The organism is Streptomyces atriruber (assembly GCF_001418325.1).
In the GTDB taxonomy this organism is placed as follows: domain Bacteria; phylum Actinomycetota; class Actinomycetes; order Streptomycetales; family Streptomycetaceae; genus Streptomyces; species Streptomyces atriruber.
Map to the genome: position 1 here is coordinate 1 of NZ_LIPN01000248.1, position 17,253 is coordinate 17,253.

At 73.4% G+C, this 17,253-nt stretch carries 19 protein-coding genes; 8 read left to right on the forward strand and 11 right to left on the reverse strand.

What is annotated here, in order from left to right:
- Positions 1 to 48 precede the first annotated feature (48 nt).
- Positions 49 to 471: a hypothetical protein gene (locus AOK03_RS24705; protein WP_244177725.1), complete on the reverse strand. Its 423-nt coding sequence runs from the start codon at positions 469 to 471 to the stop codon at positions 49 to 51.
- An 84-nt stretch (positions 472 to 555) separates the two neighbouring features.
- On the opposite strand from AOK03_RS24705, the gene AOK03_RS24710 reads away from it, so the two are divergent.
- Positions 556 to 1,332 (forward strand): MBL fold metallo-hydrolase, encoded by a 777-nt coding sequence (locus AOK03_RS24710; protein WP_055567540.1) that lies wholly within the window; start codon positions 556 to 558, stop codon positions 1,330 to 1,332.
- Positions 1,332 to 1,946: a DedA family protein gene (locus AOK03_RS24715; RefSeq protein ID WP_055567541.1), complete on the forward strand. Its 615-nt coding sequence runs from the start codon at positions 1,332 to 1,334 to the stop codon at positions 1,944 to 1,946. Before AOK03_RS24710 ends, AOK03_RS24715 begins: the two co-directional genes overlap by 1 nt.
- On the opposite strand, the gene AOK03_RS24720 is transcribed toward AOK03_RS24715, so the two are convergent.
- The 3 genes from AOK03_RS24720 to AOK03_RS24730 all read right to left on the reverse strand — a co-directional run bounded on the left by AOK03_RS24720 (position 1,927) and on the right by AOK03_RS24730 (position 5,188).
- Positions 1,927 to 3,033 carry an MBL fold metallo-hydrolase gene (locus tag AOK03_RS24720; RefSeq protein WP_055567542.1) on the reverse strand — a complete coding sequence of 369 codons (1,107 nt, stop codon included), beginning with the start codon at positions 3,031 to 3,033 and terminating at the stop codon, positions 1,927 to 1,929. The genes AOK03_RS24715 and AOK03_RS24720 overlap by 20 nt on opposite strands.
- Entirely contained in the window at positions 3,030 to 4,277 is a 1,248-nt protein-coding gene (locus AOK03_RS24725) for an aminotransferase class I/II-fold pyridoxal phosphate-dependent enzyme (protein ID WP_055567543.1), read from the reverse strand. The genes AOK03_RS24720 and AOK03_RS24725 overlap by 4 nt, the downstream gene beginning before the upstream one ends.
- A 203-nt stretch (positions 4,278 to 4,480) precedes the next feature.
- Positions 4,481 to 5,188, reverse strand: coding sequence for an ANTAR domain-containing response regulator (locus tag AOK03_RS24730; RefSeq protein ID WP_055567544.1), 708 nt, complete (start codon positions 5,186 to 5,188; stop codon positions 4,481 to 4,483).
- A 73-nt stretch (positions 5,189 to 5,261) separates the two neighbouring features.
- Between AOK03_RS24730 and AOK03_RS24735 the strand changes: the two genes are divergently transcribed.
- Positions 5,262 to 6,392, forward strand: a complete 1,131-nt coding sequence (locus AOK03_RS24735; RefSeq protein WP_055567545.1) for a PAS domain-containing protein — start codon at positions 5,262 to 5,264, stop codon at positions 6,390 to 6,392.
- A gap of 34 nt (positions 6,393 to 6,426) precedes the next feature.
- Here AOK03_RS24735 and AOK03_RS24740 read toward each other — a convergent pair whose 3' ends face one another.
- Complete coding sequence (locus tag AOK03_RS24740; RefSeq protein WP_055567546.1) at positions 6,427 to 7,239, reverse strand: RNA polymerase sigma factor SigF; 813 nt, start codon at positions 7,237 to 7,239, stop codon at positions 6,427 to 6,429.
- Positions 7,240 to 7,591: 352 nt separating this feature from the next.
- Here AOK03_RS24740 and AOK03_RS24745 point away from each other — a divergent pair, with 352 nt between their 5' ends.
- Both AOK03_RS24745 and AOK03_RS24750 read left to right on the forward strand, forming a co-directional pair.
- Positions 7,592 to 8,023, forward strand: coding sequence for a CBS domain-containing protein (locus tag AOK03_RS24745; RefSeq protein WP_055567547.1), 432 nt, complete (start codon positions 7,592 to 7,594; stop codon positions 8,021 to 8,023).
- Positions 8,024 to 8,128: 105 nt separating this feature from the next.
- A complete protein-coding gene (locus tag AOK03_RS24750) occupies positions 8,129 to 8,689 on the forward strand; it encodes a type 1 glutamine amidotransferase domain-containing protein (protein WP_055567548.1) in 561 nt (186 codons plus the stop codon).
- 45 nt (positions 8,690 to 8,734) lie between these two features.
- On the opposite strand, the gene AOK03_RS24755 is transcribed toward AOK03_RS24750, so the two are convergent.
- The 3 genes from AOK03_RS24755 to AOK03_RS24765 all read right to left on the reverse strand — a co-directional run bounded on the left by AOK03_RS24755 (position 8,735) and on the right by AOK03_RS24765 (position 10,651).
- A complete protein-coding gene (locus tag AOK03_RS24755; protein ID WP_055567557.1) occupies positions 8,735 to 9,751 on the reverse strand; it encodes a Ppx/GppA family phosphatase in 1,017 nt (338 codons plus the stop codon).
- Positions 9,752 to 9,842: 91 nt separating this feature from the next.
- On the reverse strand, positions 9,843 to 10,421 hold the full coding sequence (locus AOK03_RS24760) for a TIGR03086 family metal-binding protein (RefSeq protein WP_055567549.1): 579 nt from the start codon (positions 10,419 to 10,421) through the stop codon (positions 9,843 to 9,845).
- A complete protein-coding gene (locus tag AOK03_RS24765) occupies positions 10,418 to 10,651 on the reverse strand; it encodes a DUF6158 family protein (RefSeq protein ID WP_055567550.1) in 234 nt (77 codons plus the stop codon). The genes AOK03_RS24760 and AOK03_RS24765 overlap by 4 nt, the downstream gene beginning before the upstream one ends.
- A gap of 257 nt (positions 10,652 to 10,908) precedes the next feature.
- On the opposite strand from AOK03_RS24765, the gene AOK03_RS24770 reads away from it, so the two are divergent.
- Positions 10,909 to 12,453 carry an alpha/beta hydrolase gene (locus AOK03_RS24770; protein WP_055567551.1) on the forward strand — a complete coding sequence of 515 codons (1,545 nt, stop codon included), beginning with the start codon at positions 10,909 to 10,911 and terminating at the stop codon, positions 12,451 to 12,453.
- A gap of 44 nt (positions 12,454 to 12,497) precedes the next feature.
- Here AOK03_RS24770 and AOK03_RS24775 read toward each other — a convergent pair whose 3' ends face one another.
- Positions 12,498 to 14,126, reverse strand: a complete 1,629-nt coding sequence (locus AOK03_RS24775) for an ABC-F family ATP-binding cassette domain-containing protein (protein WP_055567552.1) — start codon at positions 14,124 to 14,126, stop codon at positions 12,498 to 12,500.
- 91 nt (positions 14,127 to 14,217) lie between these two features.
- Between AOK03_RS24775 and AOK03_RS24780 the strand changes: the two genes are divergently transcribed.
- Together AOK03_RS24780 and AOK03_RS24785 are read left to right on the forward strand one after the other, a co-directional pair.
- A complete protein-coding gene (locus AOK03_RS24780) occupies positions 14,218 to 15,750 on the forward strand; it encodes a bifunctional phosphatase PAP2/diacylglycerol kinase family protein (RefSeq protein ID WP_055567553.1) in 1,533 nt (510 codons plus the stop codon).
- Positions 15,751 to 15,884: 134 nt separating this feature from the next.
- Entirely contained in the window at positions 15,885 to 16,694 is an 810-nt protein-coding gene (locus AOK03_RS24785; RefSeq protein WP_055567554.1) for a class I SAM-dependent methyltransferase, read from the forward strand.
- Positions 16,695 to 16,698: 4 nt separating this feature from the next.
- Here AOK03_RS24785 and AOK03_RS24790 read toward each other — a convergent pair whose 3' ends face one another.
- Together AOK03_RS24790 and AOK03_RS24795 are read right to left on the reverse strand one after the other, a co-directional pair.
- A complete protein-coding gene (locus tag AOK03_RS24790; protein ID WP_055567555.1) occupies positions 16,699 to 17,004 on the reverse strand; it encodes a gas vesicle protein K in 306 nt (101 codons plus the stop codon).
- Positions 17,005 to 17,007: 3 nt separating this feature from the next.
- The gene (locus AOK03_RS24795; protein ID WP_055567556.1) at positions 17,008 to 17,196 is read right to left on the reverse strand and encodes a gas vesicle protein; all 189 of its coding nucleotides are present in this window, start codon (positions 17,194 to 17,196) and stop codon (positions 17,008 to 17,010) included.
- Between the last annotated feature and the right edge of the window lie 57 nt (positions 17,197 to 17,253).

Below are 17,253 nucleotides of genomic sequence, written 5' to 3' on the forward strand. Positions count from 1 at the left end.
GCACGCCGCGGAGCGGCGGAGAAGAGACGCCCAAGCGCAGCCGCAACCTCAGCAGCCGTCGTACCCCGCAGTAGGCATGGAAAGCCGCCGATGCACGCTCGCCTTCATCCGGGAGTCGTACGCCGGCTCGGCGAGCCCCGCCGTCTCGACCCGCACCCCCCGCCGCGCGCACTCCGCGGTGAACTCGTCCGCGGACCGCAGTGCCCGCTCCAGGACCCTTCGGCTGGGGGCGACGAAGAGGTCCACGAGGCCCGAGTCCACGTCGCCCCACAGCATCACGTGGTCGGCGCGCAGCCCTCGTACGACGAACTCCCGGGTGATCACGTACCCCCGGTCGGCCGCCCAGCGCGCGCACATCGCGTGCTGGCTGCGCGAGTCCACCAGGAAGGGGTCGGCGTCCAGCTCCTCCAGGGGCGTCAGGCTGGCGATCGCCGCGACGCGCACGACGGCGGTGCCCACGGCATCTCCCACGGCGTCCCCCTTGACCTTCGGTCTCAGCCGCTGACCCTACTCCTGGCCGTAGGCTCGGAGACAGTCGCACGAAGGAGGAACCGGGTGCCCGTCGAGGTCACATGGTGGGGTCACGCCACTTGCACGGTCGAGGACTCGGGCGTCCGCGTACTGACCGACCCCCTCTTCGCCCGCCGCCTCGCGCATCTGCGGCGCCGCAGGGGCGTCCTGCCGCCGCCGCGGGCGGCGGTCGCCGACGTGGTGCTCCTCTCGCACCTGCACGCCGACCATCTGCACGTGCCCTCGCTCGCCCGGCTCGCGCCGGGCACCCGTGCCCTGGTGCCGCGGGGCACGGTGCGGTCGCTGCCGGGCCTGACCCGCAGGCTTGCGCACCTGCGGTTCAGCGAGGTCGTGCCGGGCGACGAGGTGGCGGTCGGCGATCTCGTCATACGGGTGGTGTCCGCACTGCACGACGGGCGGCGGCTGCCCGTCGGCCCGCACCGTTCGCAGGCCCTCGGCTATGTCGTGGTCGGCGAGGCGCGCACCTACTTCGCCGGGGACACGGGGTTGTTCGACGGGATGGCCGACGAGGTCGGCGACGTCGACGTGGCGCTGCTGCCGGTCGGCGGCTGGGGTCCGTACCTGGGCCACGGCCATCTGGACGCGGGCCGGGCCGCTCAGGCGCTCGCCAGGATCGCGCCGCGCAGCGCGGTCCCGGTGCACTACGGAACGTACTGGCCGATCGGTATGGACGCCGTGCGCCCGCACGAGTTCCACGCGCCGGGGCACGAGTTCGTCCGGCATGCCGCCCGGCTCGCCCCCGAGGTGTCGGTGCACCGGCTCGCCCACGGGGAGAGCGTGCTGCCGGAGGTGGCCAAGTAATGCTTGCCTCAGTGGCCCAGGTGACGCCGGAGAGCACACAGCAGGCAGTCGGCTACCCGTCGCTGTTCCTCCTCGTGGCGATCGGCGCGCTGGTGCCGGTGGTGCCGACGGGTGCGCTGGTCAGTTCGGCGGCGGTGGTCGCCTTCCACCAGACGGCGCCGTTCGCGCTGCTCATCGTCTTCGGAGTCGCGGCGTTCGCCGCGTTCCTCGGGGACGTCGCCCTGTACTGGCTGGGGCGGCGCGGCATGAAGTCGAAGAACGGGTCGCGCTGGCTGGAGGCGATCCGGGACCGGGCGCCGGAGGAGCGGCTCGCGCAGGCGCAGGCCAAGCTGGCGGACCACGGCGTGATGGTCCTCGTACTGTCGCGGCTCGTGCCCGCGGGCCGGATCCCGGTGATGCTGGCGTGTCTGATGGCGAAGATGCCGCTGCGCCGGTTCGCCCGCGGGGACGTGCCTGCGTGTCTCGCGTGGGCGGTGACGTACCAGCTCATCGGCATCCTCGGCGGGTCGCTCTTCAAGGAGCCGTGGGAGGGCGTGGCGGTGGCGGTCGGGCTGACACTGGTGATCAGCGTGGCACCGACGGTGTGGCGCAGGGTCAGGCACGCCCTGGCGTAGCGGCTGCCTGCCCCGGCCCCGCCCCGCTCTCGCGCCGCGCCAGGACCCGTGACCCGCCCACCGGCAGGTCCCACAGGTCCTCGCGCGGCCGTCCCGTCCGCTCCCAGGCCGTACGCACCCGGGTGAGCGGTTCGAGCACGGGCTCGGCGGAGAGCAGGAACGTGCCCCAGTGCATGGGGGCCATGCGGCGCGCGCCCAGGTCGGCCGCCGCGCGGACCGCCTCCTCCGGGTCGCAGTGGACGTCGCTCAGCCACCACCGCGGCTCGTAGGCGCCGATCGGCAGGAGCGCGAGGTCGATGCCGGGGTAGCGGGCGCCGATCCGTTCGAACCAGTGGCCGTACCCGGTGTCGCCCGCGAAGTAGAGGCGCTGTCCCTCGGTGTCCGTGAGGACCCAGCCGCCCCACAGCGTCCGGCAGGTGTCGACGAGGCTCCGCTTGGACCAGTGGTGGGCCGGTACGAAGTCGAGGCGCACCCCGCCCAGTTCCGAGGCCTCCCACCAGTCGAGTTCGGTGACGTCGCGAAAGCGTCGGCGGGTGAACCAGCGGCCGAGGCCCGCGGGCACGAAGACGGGGGTGTCCCTGGGGAGTCTGGCGAGGGTCGGCGCGTCCAGGTGGTCGTAGTGGTTGTGGCTGATGACGACCGCGTCGACGCGCGGCAGCGCGCTCCAGGCGACCCCGGCGGGCGTGACGCGGGCCGGAGTGCCGAGGATCCTGCGGGACCAGACGGGGTCGGTGAGGACGGTGAGGCCGCCGATGCGGACGACCCAGCTGGCGTGCCCCACCCAGGTGACGGCGACGGTGCGGTCGTCGACGCGCGGCAGGGGGCCGGGTTCGAAGGGCAGCCGCTGGATGTCGGCGAGTCCGTCGGCGCTCGGCCGCAGCGCGCTCTCGCGGGCCAGCCTGGCGATGCCGCGCAGACCGGGCAGCGGGGCGGTCAGCCGGTCGGCGAAGGACTTCGGCCACAGCCGGGTGCCGCCGGGCGGCCGGGGCGGGGCGAGGGTGTCGGGCGCCTGGTCCGGCGCCCGCCCCGGTGCCCTTCCCCGGGTCTGCTGCTGTGCCTGTGCCTGCTCCTGTGCCTGCTGGGTCATCGAGGCGGCTCCATTCGCTGCGCGGCTGCGCGGAGGTCGTCGAAGGCCGTACCGAACATGCTCAACGCCCCCTCCACGTGCGGCAATTCCAGGGGGTCCGCGGCGGTGAGCGTCGCCTGGCGTTCCGCCGGGGTCGAGCCGAGGAGCGGTCCTGTGGACAGCCGCACGCGCAGGGCGTCGATGTCGTCCCCGAAGCGGTGGCCGCCCGGCGCGGGCATGCCGAGGCGTTCGCCGAGGAAGTCCTCCAGGTCCTGCGCGTCGCCGACGTGCCGGGCGGCGAGTGCGGAGCGCAGGGGGCCGAGGTCGGCGTAGAGGTGGCGGCCCGCCTGCGGGGGTCTGACCAGGGCGCCCGCGGCGAGCAGGGCGCGCTGTGCGGCGCCCGCCACGCGCGCGTGCAGCCGGACGGCGGCGGCGAGCCGCTCGACGACCGCGTCCGGCTCGCCGAGTGCGTACGACGCCGCGGCGGCGGCGGGGGCCGCGAGGGTCGCGCCGAGCGCGGTGAGCACGTCCAGGGAGCGGGCGCGCAGAGCGGCGCCCTCGGTGGTGGCGGGGAAGCGGGCGACGGCGGCGGGCAGCGCCGGGGGCAGGAACGGCCCGGCGAGGTCGCACAGGACGGTCACCCGCTCGTGGTCCATCTCGGCGGGGCCGATCAGGACGGTGTCGCGAGGATGGTGCAGGGTGTCGCGCCAGGTCTCGTCGCTGACGATGTGCAGCCCCTCGTCCGCGGCGGCCTCCACCGCCTCGTGGAGCACTTCGGGCGGCGGCACGGTGGCGGTCGGGTCGTCGGCGACGGAGAGCACGAGGAGCCGGGGCCTGCCGCCCTCGGCGCGGACCCGGCGGACGGTTTCCAGCAGGGCGTACGGGTCGGGGACGCCGCCGCACTCGGCGGGTGTCGGCACGTGGTAGACGCCGCGGCCGAGCAGTCTTGCCTGGGGCGCCCACCAGGCGGGGCAGGGGCGGGGCAGCAGGACGTCGCCGCCGAGGACCGCGGTGAGGGCGAGCAGGAGGGGCGCGGCGCCGGGGGCGGCGACGATCCGGTCGCGCTCCACGGGCAGGCCGCGCCGGGCCCAGTATCCGCTCGCGGCGTCGAGGAGCACGGGGCCGCCGCCCGCGGGCTCGGCCGGGGAGCGGCCCGCGGCCGCCGCGGCGGCCGCCGCCAGCTCGGGCAGCACCGGAAGGCCCGGCTCCGGCCGGGGCGGCCCGTACCGGACGGGGCCGCGGCCCTCCGTCTCCGTCCGCCTCATCCGTACCTCCGTGCACTCACGTGACTCTGCCCTGCTCTTGCCCCATCGCACCGGTCCGTACCCAGGGCATTCCGGGACATCTCCGTACGTGCCCATCACAACGCGGCGCCGCCCCTCCCGCCCGCGCTGGCCCCCGCCCGGGTGAGCGACGCGAAGGGCCCGGACCGGTCGCTCCTGACCGGTCCGGGCCCCTGTCGTGGCCCTCAGCGGGCCAGTGAGACCAGTTCGCGTTCCAGGCCGTGGCCCCTCGTCTCGACGAGTGCGGCCGCGACGTCCGCCAGCTTGCGGTTGGTGGTCTGGGAGATCCGCCGCAGCACTCCGAAGGCGGTGTCCGCGTCGCAGTCAAGGACGTGCATGACGATTCCGGTCGCCTGGTCCACGACGGGCCGCTTCCGCAGGGCCGTGGCGAGCTGGTCCAGCTCGGTCAGCGCGGCGCGGTAGTGCCGGTCGCGCACGAAGCTCGTCGTCGCGAGGTCCCCGAGCGCCTGGGCGGGCCCGCGCCCGGAGTCGTCGAGCGCGCCGGGGCGGAAGCTGAACAGGGTCAGGGTGACGGTGAGCCCGCCGCGCTGGAAGGGCAGCGTCACACAGGAACGTACGCCCGCGTCGAGGGCCATCGCGCGGTACGCGGGCCACCGCTCGTCCCGCAGCAGGTCCTCGGCGTCGACGGGCGCGCCCCGCTCCTCGGCAGCGGGGATGGGGCCGTCGCCGGAGCGCAGTTGCACCGAGACGAGCCCGGCGAGGTCGGGATGGGTGACGGTGACGGGGTGCTCGTCGCCGCCGTCGGACACCATCGTGCTCGCGCCGCAGCAGGCGGGTGTGCAGCGCACGGCCTGCTCGGCGAGTTCGGACAGCCTGCGGCCGGGCAGGGATGATTCTGGTCGAAGCAGGTCCGGGTCGGGCAAGGGTGCCATGACTGTTCCTCCTCTTCTCCTCGGCTTCCCGCCAAGCCCTACGGAAAACGGTCGCAGCGGTTAGGTTCGACGCATGTCCCAGATGGAAGAGTTCGGTGAAGAGCTCGCGGATTTTGTGCGCCGCACCGCGGAGTTGAAGTCGGCCCGCTCCGTCCCCTCCGGTGACCTCGGCACCGTGCTCGACGCCGCACTCTTCGAACTCGACCACGTGGCGGACCAGTTGTGGCCCACGTACGAGCGGCTGGCCGTGAACGGCCAGTGGGACGACGCCACTTCGGACCGCGACGAGCAGCGGCTGCTGCGGTCCCTGTTCCAGCGGATGCCGCTGCCGGTCGCCCTGGTCGACAGGGAGACCGTCGTGCGGCGGATGAACTTCGCCGCGACGGGCCTGACCGGCGTCCGCGCGGGATACGCGACGGGGCGGCCGCTGACCGGGTTCCTGGTGCACGCGGACCGGGTCGCGTTCCGTTCGCAGACCGCGGCGGTCGCCCGCGGCGAGGGCGACCGGAGCCTGAACGTCCACCTCCAGCAGAACCCCGGCACCCCGGTCCGCGCGACCCTCACGGCGCTGCGCCCCGGCGCCGAGCCCCGCACGGCGGTCCTCGTCGTGCTGCAGCCCACGGGTGACCGCACGCCGCATCGGCCGAGCATCCAGGGGCCCGCCCCCGATCTCGGCGAGGCGACCCGGCACGCGGCCCAGCTCGACCTGATGGACGCCATGACGTCGGCGCTGCTGACCGTGGAGGACGGCGATCGCGCGGGGGTCCTGGAGGCGGCGGCCGCGGTCCTGCACGGGCGGTTCGCGGACTGGGTGATCGCCGACGAGGGCGCCGCCCGGCTGCGGCGCACGGCGGTTCTCGGACCACCGGACGCCCCGGCCGCCGACGTGCTCGCGCAGGACCCCGCCGCGTGCCCCCTCGTCGTCGAGGCGGCCCGCGGCGGGGCGGCTTCCCTGCAGGTGCGCCCGGAGGACCCGGACGCCTTCGGCAGGGACACGTCCGGCGCGCACGTGCTCGTCCGCGCCGAGGTCACGTCCCTGCTGTGCGTCCCGCTGACCGCCCGCACGCACGGCCCCGTGGAGGGTGTCCTCACGCTCTTCCGGAGCGGCGCGCGGCTCGCCTTCTCGCTGGCCGAGGCGCGGGCGGTCGACGTGATGTCCCGGCACATGGCGCTCGCCATGCGGCGCGGCACGGCCGGCCGCTGAGGCGGCCGGGACATCCCCGTCGGCGGCCGGGGCGTCAGGCGGCGTCGCGCATGACCTGGTCGCGCAGCCGGTCGCAGCAGCGGCTGATGAGCCGCGAGACGTGCATCTGCGAGATGCCCATCTCGTCGGCGATGCTGCTCTGCGTCATGTCGCCGAAGAACCGCATGTAGAGGATGGTCCGTTCGCGCTCGGGGAGCTGCGCGATGCGCGGTTTGACGGCCTCGCGGTCGACGACGACGTCGAGCGCGGGGTCGGTGCCGCCCAGGGCGTCGCTCAGCGAGTAGCCGTCCTCGCTGCCCGGCAGTTCGGCGTCCAGGGAGAGCGCGGTGAAGCTGTCGAGCGCCTCCAGACCGGCCTTCGCGTCCTCCTCGCTCATCTGCGCGTGGATGGCGATCTCGGCGGTGGTGGGGGCGCGCCCGGACACCGTCTGGGCGAGGTCCTGGCGGGCGAACCGCACGCGGTTGCGCAGGTCCTGGACGCGGCGCGGCACGTGCAGGGTCCACATGTGGTCGCGGAAGTGCCGCTTGATCTCACCGGTGACGGTGGGGACCGCGTAGCTCTCGAACGCGGTGCCGCGCCGCGGGTCGTAGCGGTCGACGGCCTTCACCAGGCCGAGGGCCGCGACCTGCCGCAGGTCGTCGAGGGACTCGCCGCGGTTGCGGAACCGGCCGGCGAGGCGTTCCGCCATCGGGAGCCAGGCCTGGACGATCTCCTGGCGCAGGGTGTCCCGTTCGGGTCCCGGCGCCAGTTCGACGAGGCGGGCGAAGGCGTCCGCGGTGTCGGGGGCGTCGTCGTGCGGATGACGTTTGGGCCTCGTGGCCACTGCAGCTGTGCTGTGGGATCGCATGGTGCGTCGCAACTCCCTCATGGGTGCCTTGGGATGGACGGTCACCGTGGGAGTGCGCGCACGTCGGGCCGCCTCGGGCACACCCGAGGGGGGTGAGCGTCACGGACGCTCCCACGGACGTGCCTCCGGTCCGAAGCACTGCCCTTCCGCCTGCCCCGCGCTTCCTGCGACAAACACTCACGGGTTTCCCGTCGGGGCGACCCAACACCCGGCCGGGACGGCCGTTCTGTCACCTTCCCGACGGGTGAGGCATGGCTCCGTGGCTCAGGGGTACTGCGGGCGGAGTGAACGCGCCGAACCCAGGAACCTATGACGAACCCATGCCGGACGTATGCAGGAAAGGGCTCCAGCCATGGCTGATCACGTAAGGGATGTCATGACGCCGGGCGTCGTGGCCGTACGCCCGGACGCCTCTCTCGTCGAAGCGGCACAGCTGATGCGCGCCCAGGACATCGGCGACGTCCTGGTCGCGTCCGAGGGCCGGGTCCTCGGTGTGCTCACCGACCGGGACATAGCACTGCGCGCCGTGGCCGACGGCGCCGATCCGCTGACGGTCAGCGCACAGGCCGTCTGCACGCCCAACCCGGTGGTGGTGACCCCCGACGAGGCGGTCTCGGCGGCCATCGGCCTGATGCGCGACCACGCGGTGCGACGGCTGCCCGTCGTGGAGGACGGCCATCCGGTGGGAATGGTGAGCCTCGGCGACCTCGCCCTGTCGGAGGACCCGACGTCGGCACTCGCCGACATCAGCCGTGCGGCTCCCGATGGGAGCAAAGGGGTTTAATCAATCCCTATACGGACAACCGCACTCTGTACGGACGTACGGAGCGCCTTCCGCACGGGGCGTCATCCGCACGGAGAAGCAGTGGAGAGAAGGGACGACCCCGCCATGCCGCAGCGCATCGCGTTCCTCGTAGCGCCCGAGGGCGTCGAGCAGATCGAACTCACGGACCCCGCGCAGGCCGTCCGGGACGCGGGCGGTGAGGCCGTTCTGGTGTCGACGGACCCCGGAGAGGTGCAGGGCTTCCACCACCTCGACAAGGCGGACACCTTCCCCGTCCAGGAGGTCGTGGGCGACGCCCGGGCCGACGCGTTCGACGGACTCGTGCTGCCCGGCGGCGTCGCCAACCCCGACCACCTGCGCACGGACGAGAAGGCCGTGGCGTTCGTGAAGCAGTTCTTCGACCAGGGCCTCCCGGTGGCGGCGATCTGTCACGCCCCCTGGACGCTCATCGAGGCGGACGTGCTGCGCGGCCGGACGCTGACCTCCTGGCCGAGCCTCAGGACCGACATCCGCAACGCGGGCGGCACCTGGGTCGACGAGCAGGTCAAGGTCTGCGAGGGCGGCCCCAACACGCTCGTCACCAGCCGCAGGCCGGACGACCTCAAGGCGTTCTGCGAGGCGTTCCTCGCGGCGTTCGCCAAGGGGGCGAAGCCGCAGGCCGGCTGACCCCTCCCCCGGCGCGCCGCCCGAGGGCCCGGCGCGCCGCCGCGCTCACGTCGCGCAGGTCTCGGCGGTCAGCGGCACCAGCATCGAGCCGGTGCGGTTCACGTCGCCCGTGTGCACGTGTTCCCTGGCCCACCAGTCCGCGTCGCCGTCCTCGATGTAGCGGAGCAGGATGCCTTCGCGCAGGGCCCAGGGGCAGACCGTCACCTCCTCGATGCCGGTCAGCTTCATCGCCGTGTGGGCGACCACCGCCCCGGCCACGCACTGACCGGCGCGCGCCGCCGAGATGCCCGGCAGCTGGGCGCGCCGTTCGGCGGGCAGCCGGGCCAGTTCCTTGAGCGCCCTGCCGAGCTCGACGCGCCCCAACTGCCTTTCCACGAACGGGCCGTAGCGGCCCGGAGCCGCGCCGCACAACCTGGCGAGCTGCTGGAACGTGCGCGACGTGGCGACGGCCGTGTGCGGCATCTCCCAGCGGATCCGGGCGGCCACGTCCCGCAGTTGGTGGCGCACCTGGCGGCGCACCGCCTTGAGGTCCTCCTCGCGGGGCGGGTCCTGGCCGTCGAAGAGGTCCCGCGTCAGCCGTCTCGCCCCGAGCGGCAGCGAGGCCGCGTAGTCGGGCAGACGGCTGCGGCCGAAGGCCACTTCGAGCGAGCCACCGCCGATGTCGAAGAGCACCAGCGGCCCCGCCCGCCAGCCCATCCACCTGCGGGCGGCGAGGAACGTCAGCTCCGCCTCGGCCTCACCCGACAGCGTGCGCAGCCGGATTCCGGTCCCGGCCTCCACCGCCTCCAGCACCTCGGCCCGGTTCGGGGCGTCGCGCACGATCGAGGTGACGAAGGCGAACGGCTCGACGACCCCCCATCTCTGCGCCTCCTCCTGCACGTCGCGCACGGCGTCGACCAGCTCGCGGACCGGCTCCTCGGCGAGGCGCCCCTCGTCGTCCAGGTGCTCGCCGAGCCGCAGCCGTCTCTTCACCGTGTGGACCGGCAACGGCACCTGCCCGTCGGCATCCGCGACGACCAGCCGCACCGTGTTCGACCCCACATCCACCACTCCGACTCTCATGAACATCAGGTTCCCTCTGTTCGCGAGCCGAAAGGTCGACAACGGCACCTTGCACCGCCTTGCGCGGTCTTGTGCGGTCTTGTGTGCTCCGCTACACCTGGCGGCCCAGCAGGCTCAGCAGCCTCGTCTGCGCGTCCGCGCCGGCCGGCGGCTCCACCGCCGGGGCGAAGAGGCCGCTCTTCGCCAACTCATCCGCGTACGGCGACACTTCACCCATCGCAAAGTCGACGAGATCCTCGGGCAGCGTCTCGTCGGCGCCGATCGCACGGGACAGGTCCCAGGCGTGCACCACGAGATCGGTGGTCATCTGGCCGCCGTAGAAGGCGGCGGAGGTCTCTCCGAAGGACAGGTGGACGGTGCGGTCCAGGGCGCCCGGCTCACGGAACGCGGCACGGGAGGCGGCGGCCGCGGTGTCCCAGGAGGCGACCGGGTCGGGGCCGAGCATGTCGCCGTCGAAGGCGTCCCCGACGGACTGCGTGGTGGCACCGTCGCGGAGCAGCGGCGGCACCCACAGCTGTTCGGACGCGAGGTGATTGACCAGGTCGTGCACGGTCCAGTCACTGCAGGGGGTGGCGGCGTCCCACTGGTCGGCGCGGACGGCGTGCACGCGGTCCGTGAAGAGGTCGAGCGCCTCGCCGTGCCGCTCCAGCAGGTTCGGGTCGTCCGTCATGTGCCTGTGGTTCCCCTCTCGCGCGCGCCCGCGCGGGTCCGTCCACCGGCCACCGACCTGCGCGGATGACGGCGCAGATACTCGCCTTCGAGCTGCGCCATGCGGTCGTTGTGCGCCCGCAGGGCGTCGTTCGAACCGTGCAGCAGAGTGCTGTGGCGGGTGCGGTGGATCGTCTCCAGCTCCTTGATGAGCTGCTGGTCGTCCAGCCTGCCCGGATCGACTCCGTTCATGGATCGCTCCGATCGCTCTGCGTCCGGTCCCTGTCCGGATCGCTCTGTGACGGCGCGCCCTGCTTCCCGGGTACCCGCTGGGCCCGTACTACCCAGGATGCACCGCGCACGGTCCGCGCGCGCACCGCACGGCGGAACCGGCGCGTACAGCCGCCCCGGAAATGTCCTGAAACAGCGGCGCCCGATGGGGAGGCAGGGGACGCTGTTTCCGCGTCCACCCGGTCGGCAGAGCAATTCCGACGGGAAGGACCGCCCACGTGCCCCACTCCGTACCGAGACGCCGCTCACCGCTCCTCGCCCTGGGTGTCACCGCCCTCCTGGCCCCCGGCCTCGCCGCGCTGCCGGCCTCGGCCTCGGCCGCGCCCCGGCAGGACACCGAAAGCCGCCCGACGACCCGGTTCACCGACCAGACCCCGGACTGGAAGCGGTGCGGCGCCGACACGCCCGCCGCCTACCAGTGCGCCACCATCAAAGTCCCGCTCGACTACCGCGACCCCGGCGGCACCGCCATCGACCTCGCGATATCCCGGATCCGGGCGGGCGACGCGAGCAAGCGCCGCGGCGTCCTGCTCTCCAACCCCGGCGGACCCGGCGGCCCGGGGCTCGACCTGCCGCTCTACTTCACCGAGACCATGCCGAAGTCCGTGACCGACCGGTACGATCTCATCGGGTTCGACCCCCGTGGCATCGGCGCGAGCACGCCCGTCAACTGCGGGCTCACCGACGACGAGAAGCGGTTCCCGCGCTCCTACCGGCCGTTCGGCGAGAACGTCGCCTGGGCGAGGACCGTGGCGGACAAGTGCCGCGAGCGGACGGGCCCGGCGCTCTCCCACATGACGACCCGCAACACCGCGCGGGACATGGACGTCCTGCGGGCGGTCCTCGGCGAGAAGAAGATCTCGTACTACGGCGTCTCGTACGGCACCGCGCTCGGGTCCGTCTACACGCAGTTGTTCCCCCGGCGGGCCGACCGGTTCGTCCTCGACAGCGCCGTCGACCCGAAGCTGATGTGGCGGAAGATGTTCCAGGTGTGGGCGCCGGAGGCCGAGCCCGCGTTCGCGCGCTGGACGCGGTGGACGGCCGCGCACTCGGCGACGTACGACTTGGGGAAGACCCCGGCCGAAGTCTCCGAGACCTTCTGGGACCTGGTGAAGCGGGCCGACCGTGATCCGATCGACGTGGGCACGGCCAAGCTCACCGGTACGGACATCCGCGGCTTCCTGCGCCGCGAGTTCTTCACCGTCCGCAGCGCCGCCGAGCTCGTCGGCATGCTGAAGGACGCGGCCGCGGGCAAGCCGGTGCCCGATTTCCCGACCGCGCCGGAGAGCACGGACAACCTGGTGTCGGCCCTCTGGACCGTCGTGTGCGGTGACGCCCCCATGCCGCGCGATCCGGAGACGTACCGCCGCGACTCGATCCGTGACGCCGCCCGCTACCCGCTGTTCGGGGACTTCGCGTCCAACGTCAACCCGTGCGCCTTCTGGGACCGGCCGGTGGAGCCCCTCACCAAGGTCGACAACCACGTGGACACGCTGATCGTGCAGAACGAGTGGGACTCGCAGACCCCGCTGTCGGCGGCGCGCGGCATGCACCGCGCGCTCAAGGGATCCCGGCTGCTGACCGTCGACGAGGGCGAGGGGCACGGCGTCGTGTACGGCATGTCCGCCGGCCCGGCCAACCGGTGCGCGGAGGACACCGCCACGGCGTATCTGGTCACCGGCAGGCTGCCGGCGAAGGACGTGACGTGCCGGGCGACGCCTGGCGTCGAGCACACGAAACCGGCGTCCCCCGCCTTCGGATGAAAGACGGGCTCCGAGGGGCCGCCGGTCCCGATCGGGCGGCGGGTCTACCGCACGCGGTCGACCCGCCGCTCGTCCCACACCGGCTCCGGCGTCTCACGGACCCGGCCGTCGCTGCCGAAGACCAGATAGCGGTCGAAGGAGCGGGCGAACCAGCGGTCGTGGGTGACGGCGAGGACCGTGCCCTGGAAGGCTTCCAGGCCTTCCTGCAGGGCCTCGGCGGACTCCAGGTCGAGGTTGTCCGTGGGCTCGTCGAGGAGCAGGGCCGTGCAGCCCTCCAGTTCGAGCAGCAGGATCTGGAAGCGGGCCTGCTGGCCGCCGGAGAGCCGCTCGAAGTTCTGCTCGGCCTGCTGCGTCAGTTCGTACCTCCGCAGCCGGGACATCGCGGCGCCGCGGTCCTGCGCGTGCTCGCGCCACAGGATGTCCAGGAGCGGGCGGCCCATCAGCTCCGGGTGGGAGTGGGTCTGCGCGAAGTGGCCGGGCACGACGCGCGCGCCGAGCTTCCAGGTGCCGGTGTGCGCGACGGGGTTCTCTGAGTCGCCCGCGAGCAGCCGCAGGAAGTGCGACTTGCCCGAGCCGTTGGAGCCTAGGACGGCGACCCGCTCGCCGTAGAAGACCTCCAGGTCGAAGGGGTTCATCAGACCGGTGAGCTCAAGGTTCTCGCAGGTCACGGCCCGGACGCCGGTCCGTCCGCCGTGCAGCCGCATGGTGATGTCCTGCTCGCGCGGCGGCTCGGGCGGCGGCCCGGCCTCCTCGAACTTGCGGAGCCTGGTCTGGGCCGCGTGGTACCGCGAGGCCATTTCGTGGCTGACGTCGGCGGCCTGGCGCAGCGTGCGGACCAGCTTCTTCAGCTGCTCGTGCTTCTCGTCCCAGCGGCGGCGCAGCTCCTCGAAGCGCGCGAAGCGCTCCTTGCGGGCCTCGTGGAACGTCGCGAAGCCGCCGCCGTGCACCCAGGCGTCGGCTCCCTCGGGGCTCTGCTCGACGCTGACGATCTTCTCGGCGGCGCGGGCGAGCAGCTCGCGGTCGTGGGAGACGAACAGGACGGTCTTGCGGGTCTCCTTCAGCTGCCCTTCGAGCCAGCGCTTGCCGGGGACGTCGAGGTAGTTGTCCGGCTCGTCGAGGAGCAGCACCTCGTCGGTGCCGCGCAGCAGGGACTCCAGGACGAGGCGCTTCTGCTCGCCGCCGGAGAGCGTGCTGACCTCGCGGAACTGCGCCTTGTCGTACGGAACGCCGAGCGCGGCCATGGTGCAGATGTCCCAGAGCGTCTCGGCCTCGTACCCCTGCACCTCCGCCCAGTCGGAGAGCGCCTGCGCGTACTGCATCTGGGCGGCCTCGTCGTCGACCGTCATGATCGCGTGCTCGGCGGCGTCCACGGCCTTCGCGGCCGCCCTGATCCGCGGCTGGGCGACGGAGACGAGCAGGTCGCGGACGGTGGTCTCGTCACGCACGGAGCCCACGAACTGCGGCATCACGCCGAGGCCGCCGCTCACGGTGACACTGCCGCCGTGCGGCTGGAGCTCGCCGGAGATCAGCCGGAGCAGGGTGGTCTTGCCCGCGCCGTTCGCCCCGACCAGGGCGACGACCGCGCCCTCGCCGACCCGGAAGGACACATCACCGAGCAGCGCCCGCCCGTCCGGCAAGTAGTACTCGAGGTGTGCGGCTTCCAGATGTCCCATGAGCGGGATTCTCCGTGGCCGAAGGGTGCCCGGGCAAACCGTTTCCCGGTCGGGGCGGCCTGAACGGCACAGGCGGGGGTACGTGAGCGCCATGTGCGCTGACTCGCCGGACGTCTCCGGTCTCGACCTGTCCCGGCCCGCCGCCGGGTACCGCCCGTTCAAGGCCCGCCTGGTCTCCTTCGACGGGCGGCTCTTCGAAGCGGTCGCCACACGGCACTGGCCCGGCGCCGACCGGGTGCTGCCGCGGCTGAGCCGGAGCGCCAACCACGGTGTGCTGTGGTTCGCGGCGGCCGCGGGCATCGCCGCGACCCGCACGCCGCGGGCCCGGCGGGCCGCCGTGCGCGGCGTGGCCTCCCTGGCCCTGGCCTCCGCGACGATCAACACGCTGGGCAAGCGCTCGGTGCGCCGCGCCCGGCCGCTGCTCGACTCGGTGCCGTTGATACGGCAGCTCAAGCGGCAGCCGATCACCACGTCCTTCCCCTCCGGCCACGCGGCGTCCGCCGCCGCGTTCGCCACGGGTGTGGCGCTGGAGTCGCGGGCCTGGGGCGCGGCCGTCGCACCGCTCGCGACCGCCGTCGCGGTCTCCCGCGTCTACACCGGGGCGCACTTCCCGAGCGATGTCCTGGTGGGCGGCGCGCTGGGCGCGGGCGCGGCGTTCGCGGTGCGCGGCCTGGTGCCGACGCGGGCGCAGCTGGCGCCGCCGGGACGGCCCCGGGTGACGGCGCCCGCGCTGCCGGGCGGCGCCGGTCTGGTCCTGGTGACCAACTCCGGGGCGGGCACCCCGCAGCGGGTGAAGGCGCTGCGCGACGCGCTGCCGGAGGCGGAGGTCGTCGTCGCCGAGCCCGCCGACGTGGGCGCCGAGCTGGAGAAGGCGGCGGCCCGCGCGCAGGTCCTCGGGGTGTGCGGCGGCGACGGCACGGCCAACGCCGCGGCCCGTGTCGCGCTGCACCACGGCCTGCCGCTCGCGGTGCTGCCCGGCGGCACGCTCAACCACTTCGCGTACGACCTCGGGGTCGAGGACGCCCGCGACCTGGCGGGCGCGGTGGAGGCGGGCGACGCCGTCGCCGTCGACGTCGGCCGGTTCACCGCGGACGGGTCGAAGTCCGGGGAGCCCAAGGAGGGGTACTTCCTCAACACGTTCAGCCTGGGCGTGTACCCGGAGCTGGTGCGGCAGCGCGAGCACTGGTCGCCGCGCATCGGCGGCAAACCGGCGTCGGTGCTCGCGGCGCTCAAGGTGCTGCGCTCCGACGAGCACCCGCTGACCGCCCAGTTCCGCGGCAAGGACCGGGCGTTGTGGCTGCTGTTCGCCGGGAACTGCACCTACCACCGGCCGGGTCTCACGCCGGGGCGCAGGCTCGACCTGGCGGACGGGCTGCTCGACGTGCGCATCGTGCACGGCGGGCGCAGGCCGGGCGCCCGGCTCCTGGCCGCCGCGCTGACGGGGCCCGAGGTGCGCTCCCCCGCGCAGGCGGCCGCGCGGCTGCCCCGGCTGCGGGTGGACGGGCTCGGCGAGGGCACGGCCGTGGCGTTCGACGGTGAAGTGACGCACGTCGAGGGCTCGTTGATGATCGACAAGCTGCCGGAGGCGCTGACGGTGTACCGCCCGCTGACCGGTGTCCGCTGACGACCGGTGCCCCCGCCGACGACCGGTGTCGACTGACGTCCACAGGCACGTGTTGCCCACATATTGATACGCAGGTCTCACTATTCGGCATGGCGGCGTACGGTTCCCGTAGTCGCACCCGAAGGAGCTCCGCCATGCCGAAGGAGACCGCCGTCTACACGCACGGGCACCACGAGTCCGTGCTGCGTTCCCACACCTGGCGCACCGCCGCCAACTCGGCCGCCTATCTGGTCGGTTCGCTCAAGCCCCACATGACGGTCCTCGACATCGGCTGCGGCCCCGGCACCATCACCGCCGACCTGGCCGCGCTGGTCCCGGACGGCCGGGTCACCGGTGTGGACCGCGCGCCCGACGTCCTGGACCAGGCACGCGCCACGGCCGCCGAACGCGGCCTGGACAACGTCGAGTTCGCGGTCGCGGACGTGCACGACCTCGACTACCCCGACGACTCCTTCTGCGTCGTCCACGCCCACCAGGTGCTCCAGCACGTCGGCGACCCGGTGCGGGCACTGCGCGAGATGCGCCGGGTCTGCAAACCCGGCGGCCTCGTCGCGGTCCGCGACGCGGACTACGAGGCGATGACGTGGCATCCGCAGCTGCCCGCCATGGACGACTGGCTGGACCTGTACCGGCGGGTGGCCCGCGCCAACGGCGGCGAGCCCGACGCGGGACGCCGTCTCAAGTCCTGGGCCCTGGCGGCCGGTTTCACGGACGTCACCGCGTCCGCGGACACCTGGTGCTACAGCTCCGCGGAGGAGCGCGCCTGGTGGAGCGGGCTGTGGGCGGACCGCACGCTCGCCTCCGCCTACGCCGACCGCGCGATGGAGAGCGGCCACGCCGACGCCGGGCGGCTGCGGGCGGTCTCCGCGGCGTGGCGGGAGTGGGGCGCGCGCAAGGACGCGTGGTTCGCGGTGCTGCACGGCGAGGTCCTCTGCCGGAAGTGACGCCTCACTCCCTGGGGAGCAGCGGGCCCAGCGGCCCGAGGTCCAGATTGAGGTCCTCGGGCCGCAGCCCGTACCGGCCCCGGAGTTCGGCCATCCGGTCCTCCAGGAGCATCAGCGTGAGGCCGATCCGCTCCTCCTGGTCCTCGGTCAGCTCACCGGTGTCGAAGCGGCGCACCGCCTGCCGCTCCATCAGCTGACGCAGCAGCTCGACGATGGTCAGGACCAGTTTCACCAGGTCCCGCTCCACGGTGTCGGGGTCGAGGTCCATGCGCCCCCGGCGGTCGGTGTCGGCATCTGCATGTGTACTCATCGGCTACTCCGTCTCCGGCCACGGCGCGGGCACCTGCTCGTTCACCGAGCTGATCAGGGCGTTCAGGTCGATGCGCACGAGGTCGACGTCCGCGATCCGCAGGGTGATGTCACCCGCGATGACCACGCCGCCCGCGAGGAGCCGGTCGAGCAGATCGACCAGGGCGACTTCCCGGCGTTCGACGACGGTCATGCGGAGGTGTCCTCTCCATCGCTCGCGTCCCCCGCGTCCCCCGTGTCCCCCGTGTCC

Excerpts from the sequence above, each read along its gene's own strand:
- AOK03_RS24755 (WP_055567557.1), bottom strand. The coding sequence starts at position 9,751 with ATGAGAGTCGGAGTGGTGGATGTGGGGTCGAACACGGTGCGGCTGGTC.
- AOK03_RS24790 (WP_055567555.1), bottom strand. The coding sequence starts at position 17,004 with ATGAGTACACATGCAGATGCCGACACCGACCGCCGGGGGCGCATGGAC.
- AOK03_RS24720 (WP_055567542.1), bottom strand. The coding sequence starts at position 3,033 with ATGACCCAGCAGGCACAGGAGCAGGCACAGGCACAGCAGCAGACCCGG.
- AOK03_RS24745 (WP_055567547.1), top strand. The coding sequence starts at position 7,592 with ATGGCTGATCACGTAAGGGATGTCATGACGCCGGGCGTCGTGGCCGTA.
- AOK03_RS24715 (WP_055567541.1), top strand. The coding sequence starts at position 1,332 with ATGCTTGCCTCAGTGGCCCAGGTGACGCCGGAGAGCACACAGCAGGCA.
- AOK03_RS24785 (WP_055567554.1), top strand. The coding sequence starts at position 15,885 with ATGCCGAAGGAGACCGCCGTCTACACGCACGGGCACCACGAGTCCGTG.
- AOK03_RS24765 (WP_055567550.1), bottom strand. The coding sequence starts at position 10,651 with ATGAACGGAGTCGATCCGGGCAGGCTGGACGACCAGCAGCTCATCAAG.
- AOK03_RS24730 (WP_055567544.1), bottom strand. The coding sequence starts at position 5,188 with ATGGCACCCTTGCCCGACCCGGACCTGCTTCGACCAGAATCATCCCTG.
- AOK03_RS24795 (WP_055567556.1), bottom strand. The coding sequence starts at position 17,196 with ATGACCGTCGTCGAACGCCGGGAAGTCGCCCTGGTCGATCTGCTCGAC.
- AOK03_RS24750 (WP_055567548.1), top strand. The coding sequence starts at position 8,129 with ATGCCGCAGCGCATCGCGTTCCTCGTAGCGCCCGAGGGCGTCGAGCAG.
- AOK03_RS24780 (WP_055567553.1), top strand. The coding sequence starts at position 14,218 with ATGTGCGCTGACTCGCCGGACGTCTCCGGTCTCGACCTGTCCCGGCCC.
- AOK03_RS24775 (WP_055567552.1), bottom strand. The coding sequence starts at position 14,126 with ATGGGACATCTGGAAGCCGCACACCTCGAGTACTACTTGCCGGACGGG.
- AOK03_RS24725 (WP_055567543.1), bottom strand. The coding sequence starts at position 4,277 with ATGAGGCGGACGGAGACGGAGGGCCGCGGCCCCGTCCGGTACGGGCCG.
- AOK03_RS24740 (WP_055567546.1), bottom strand. The coding sequence starts at position 7,239 with ATGCGATCCCACAGCACAGCTGCAGTGGCCACGAGGCCCAAACGTCAT.
- AOK03_RS24735 (WP_055567545.1), top strand. The coding sequence starts at position 5,262 with ATGTCCCAGATGGAAGAGTTCGGTGAAGAGCTCGCGGATTTTGTGCGC.
- AOK03_RS24760 (WP_055567549.1), bottom strand. The coding sequence starts at position 10,421 with ATGACGGACGACCCGAACCTGCTGGAGCGGCACGGCGAGGCGCTCGAC.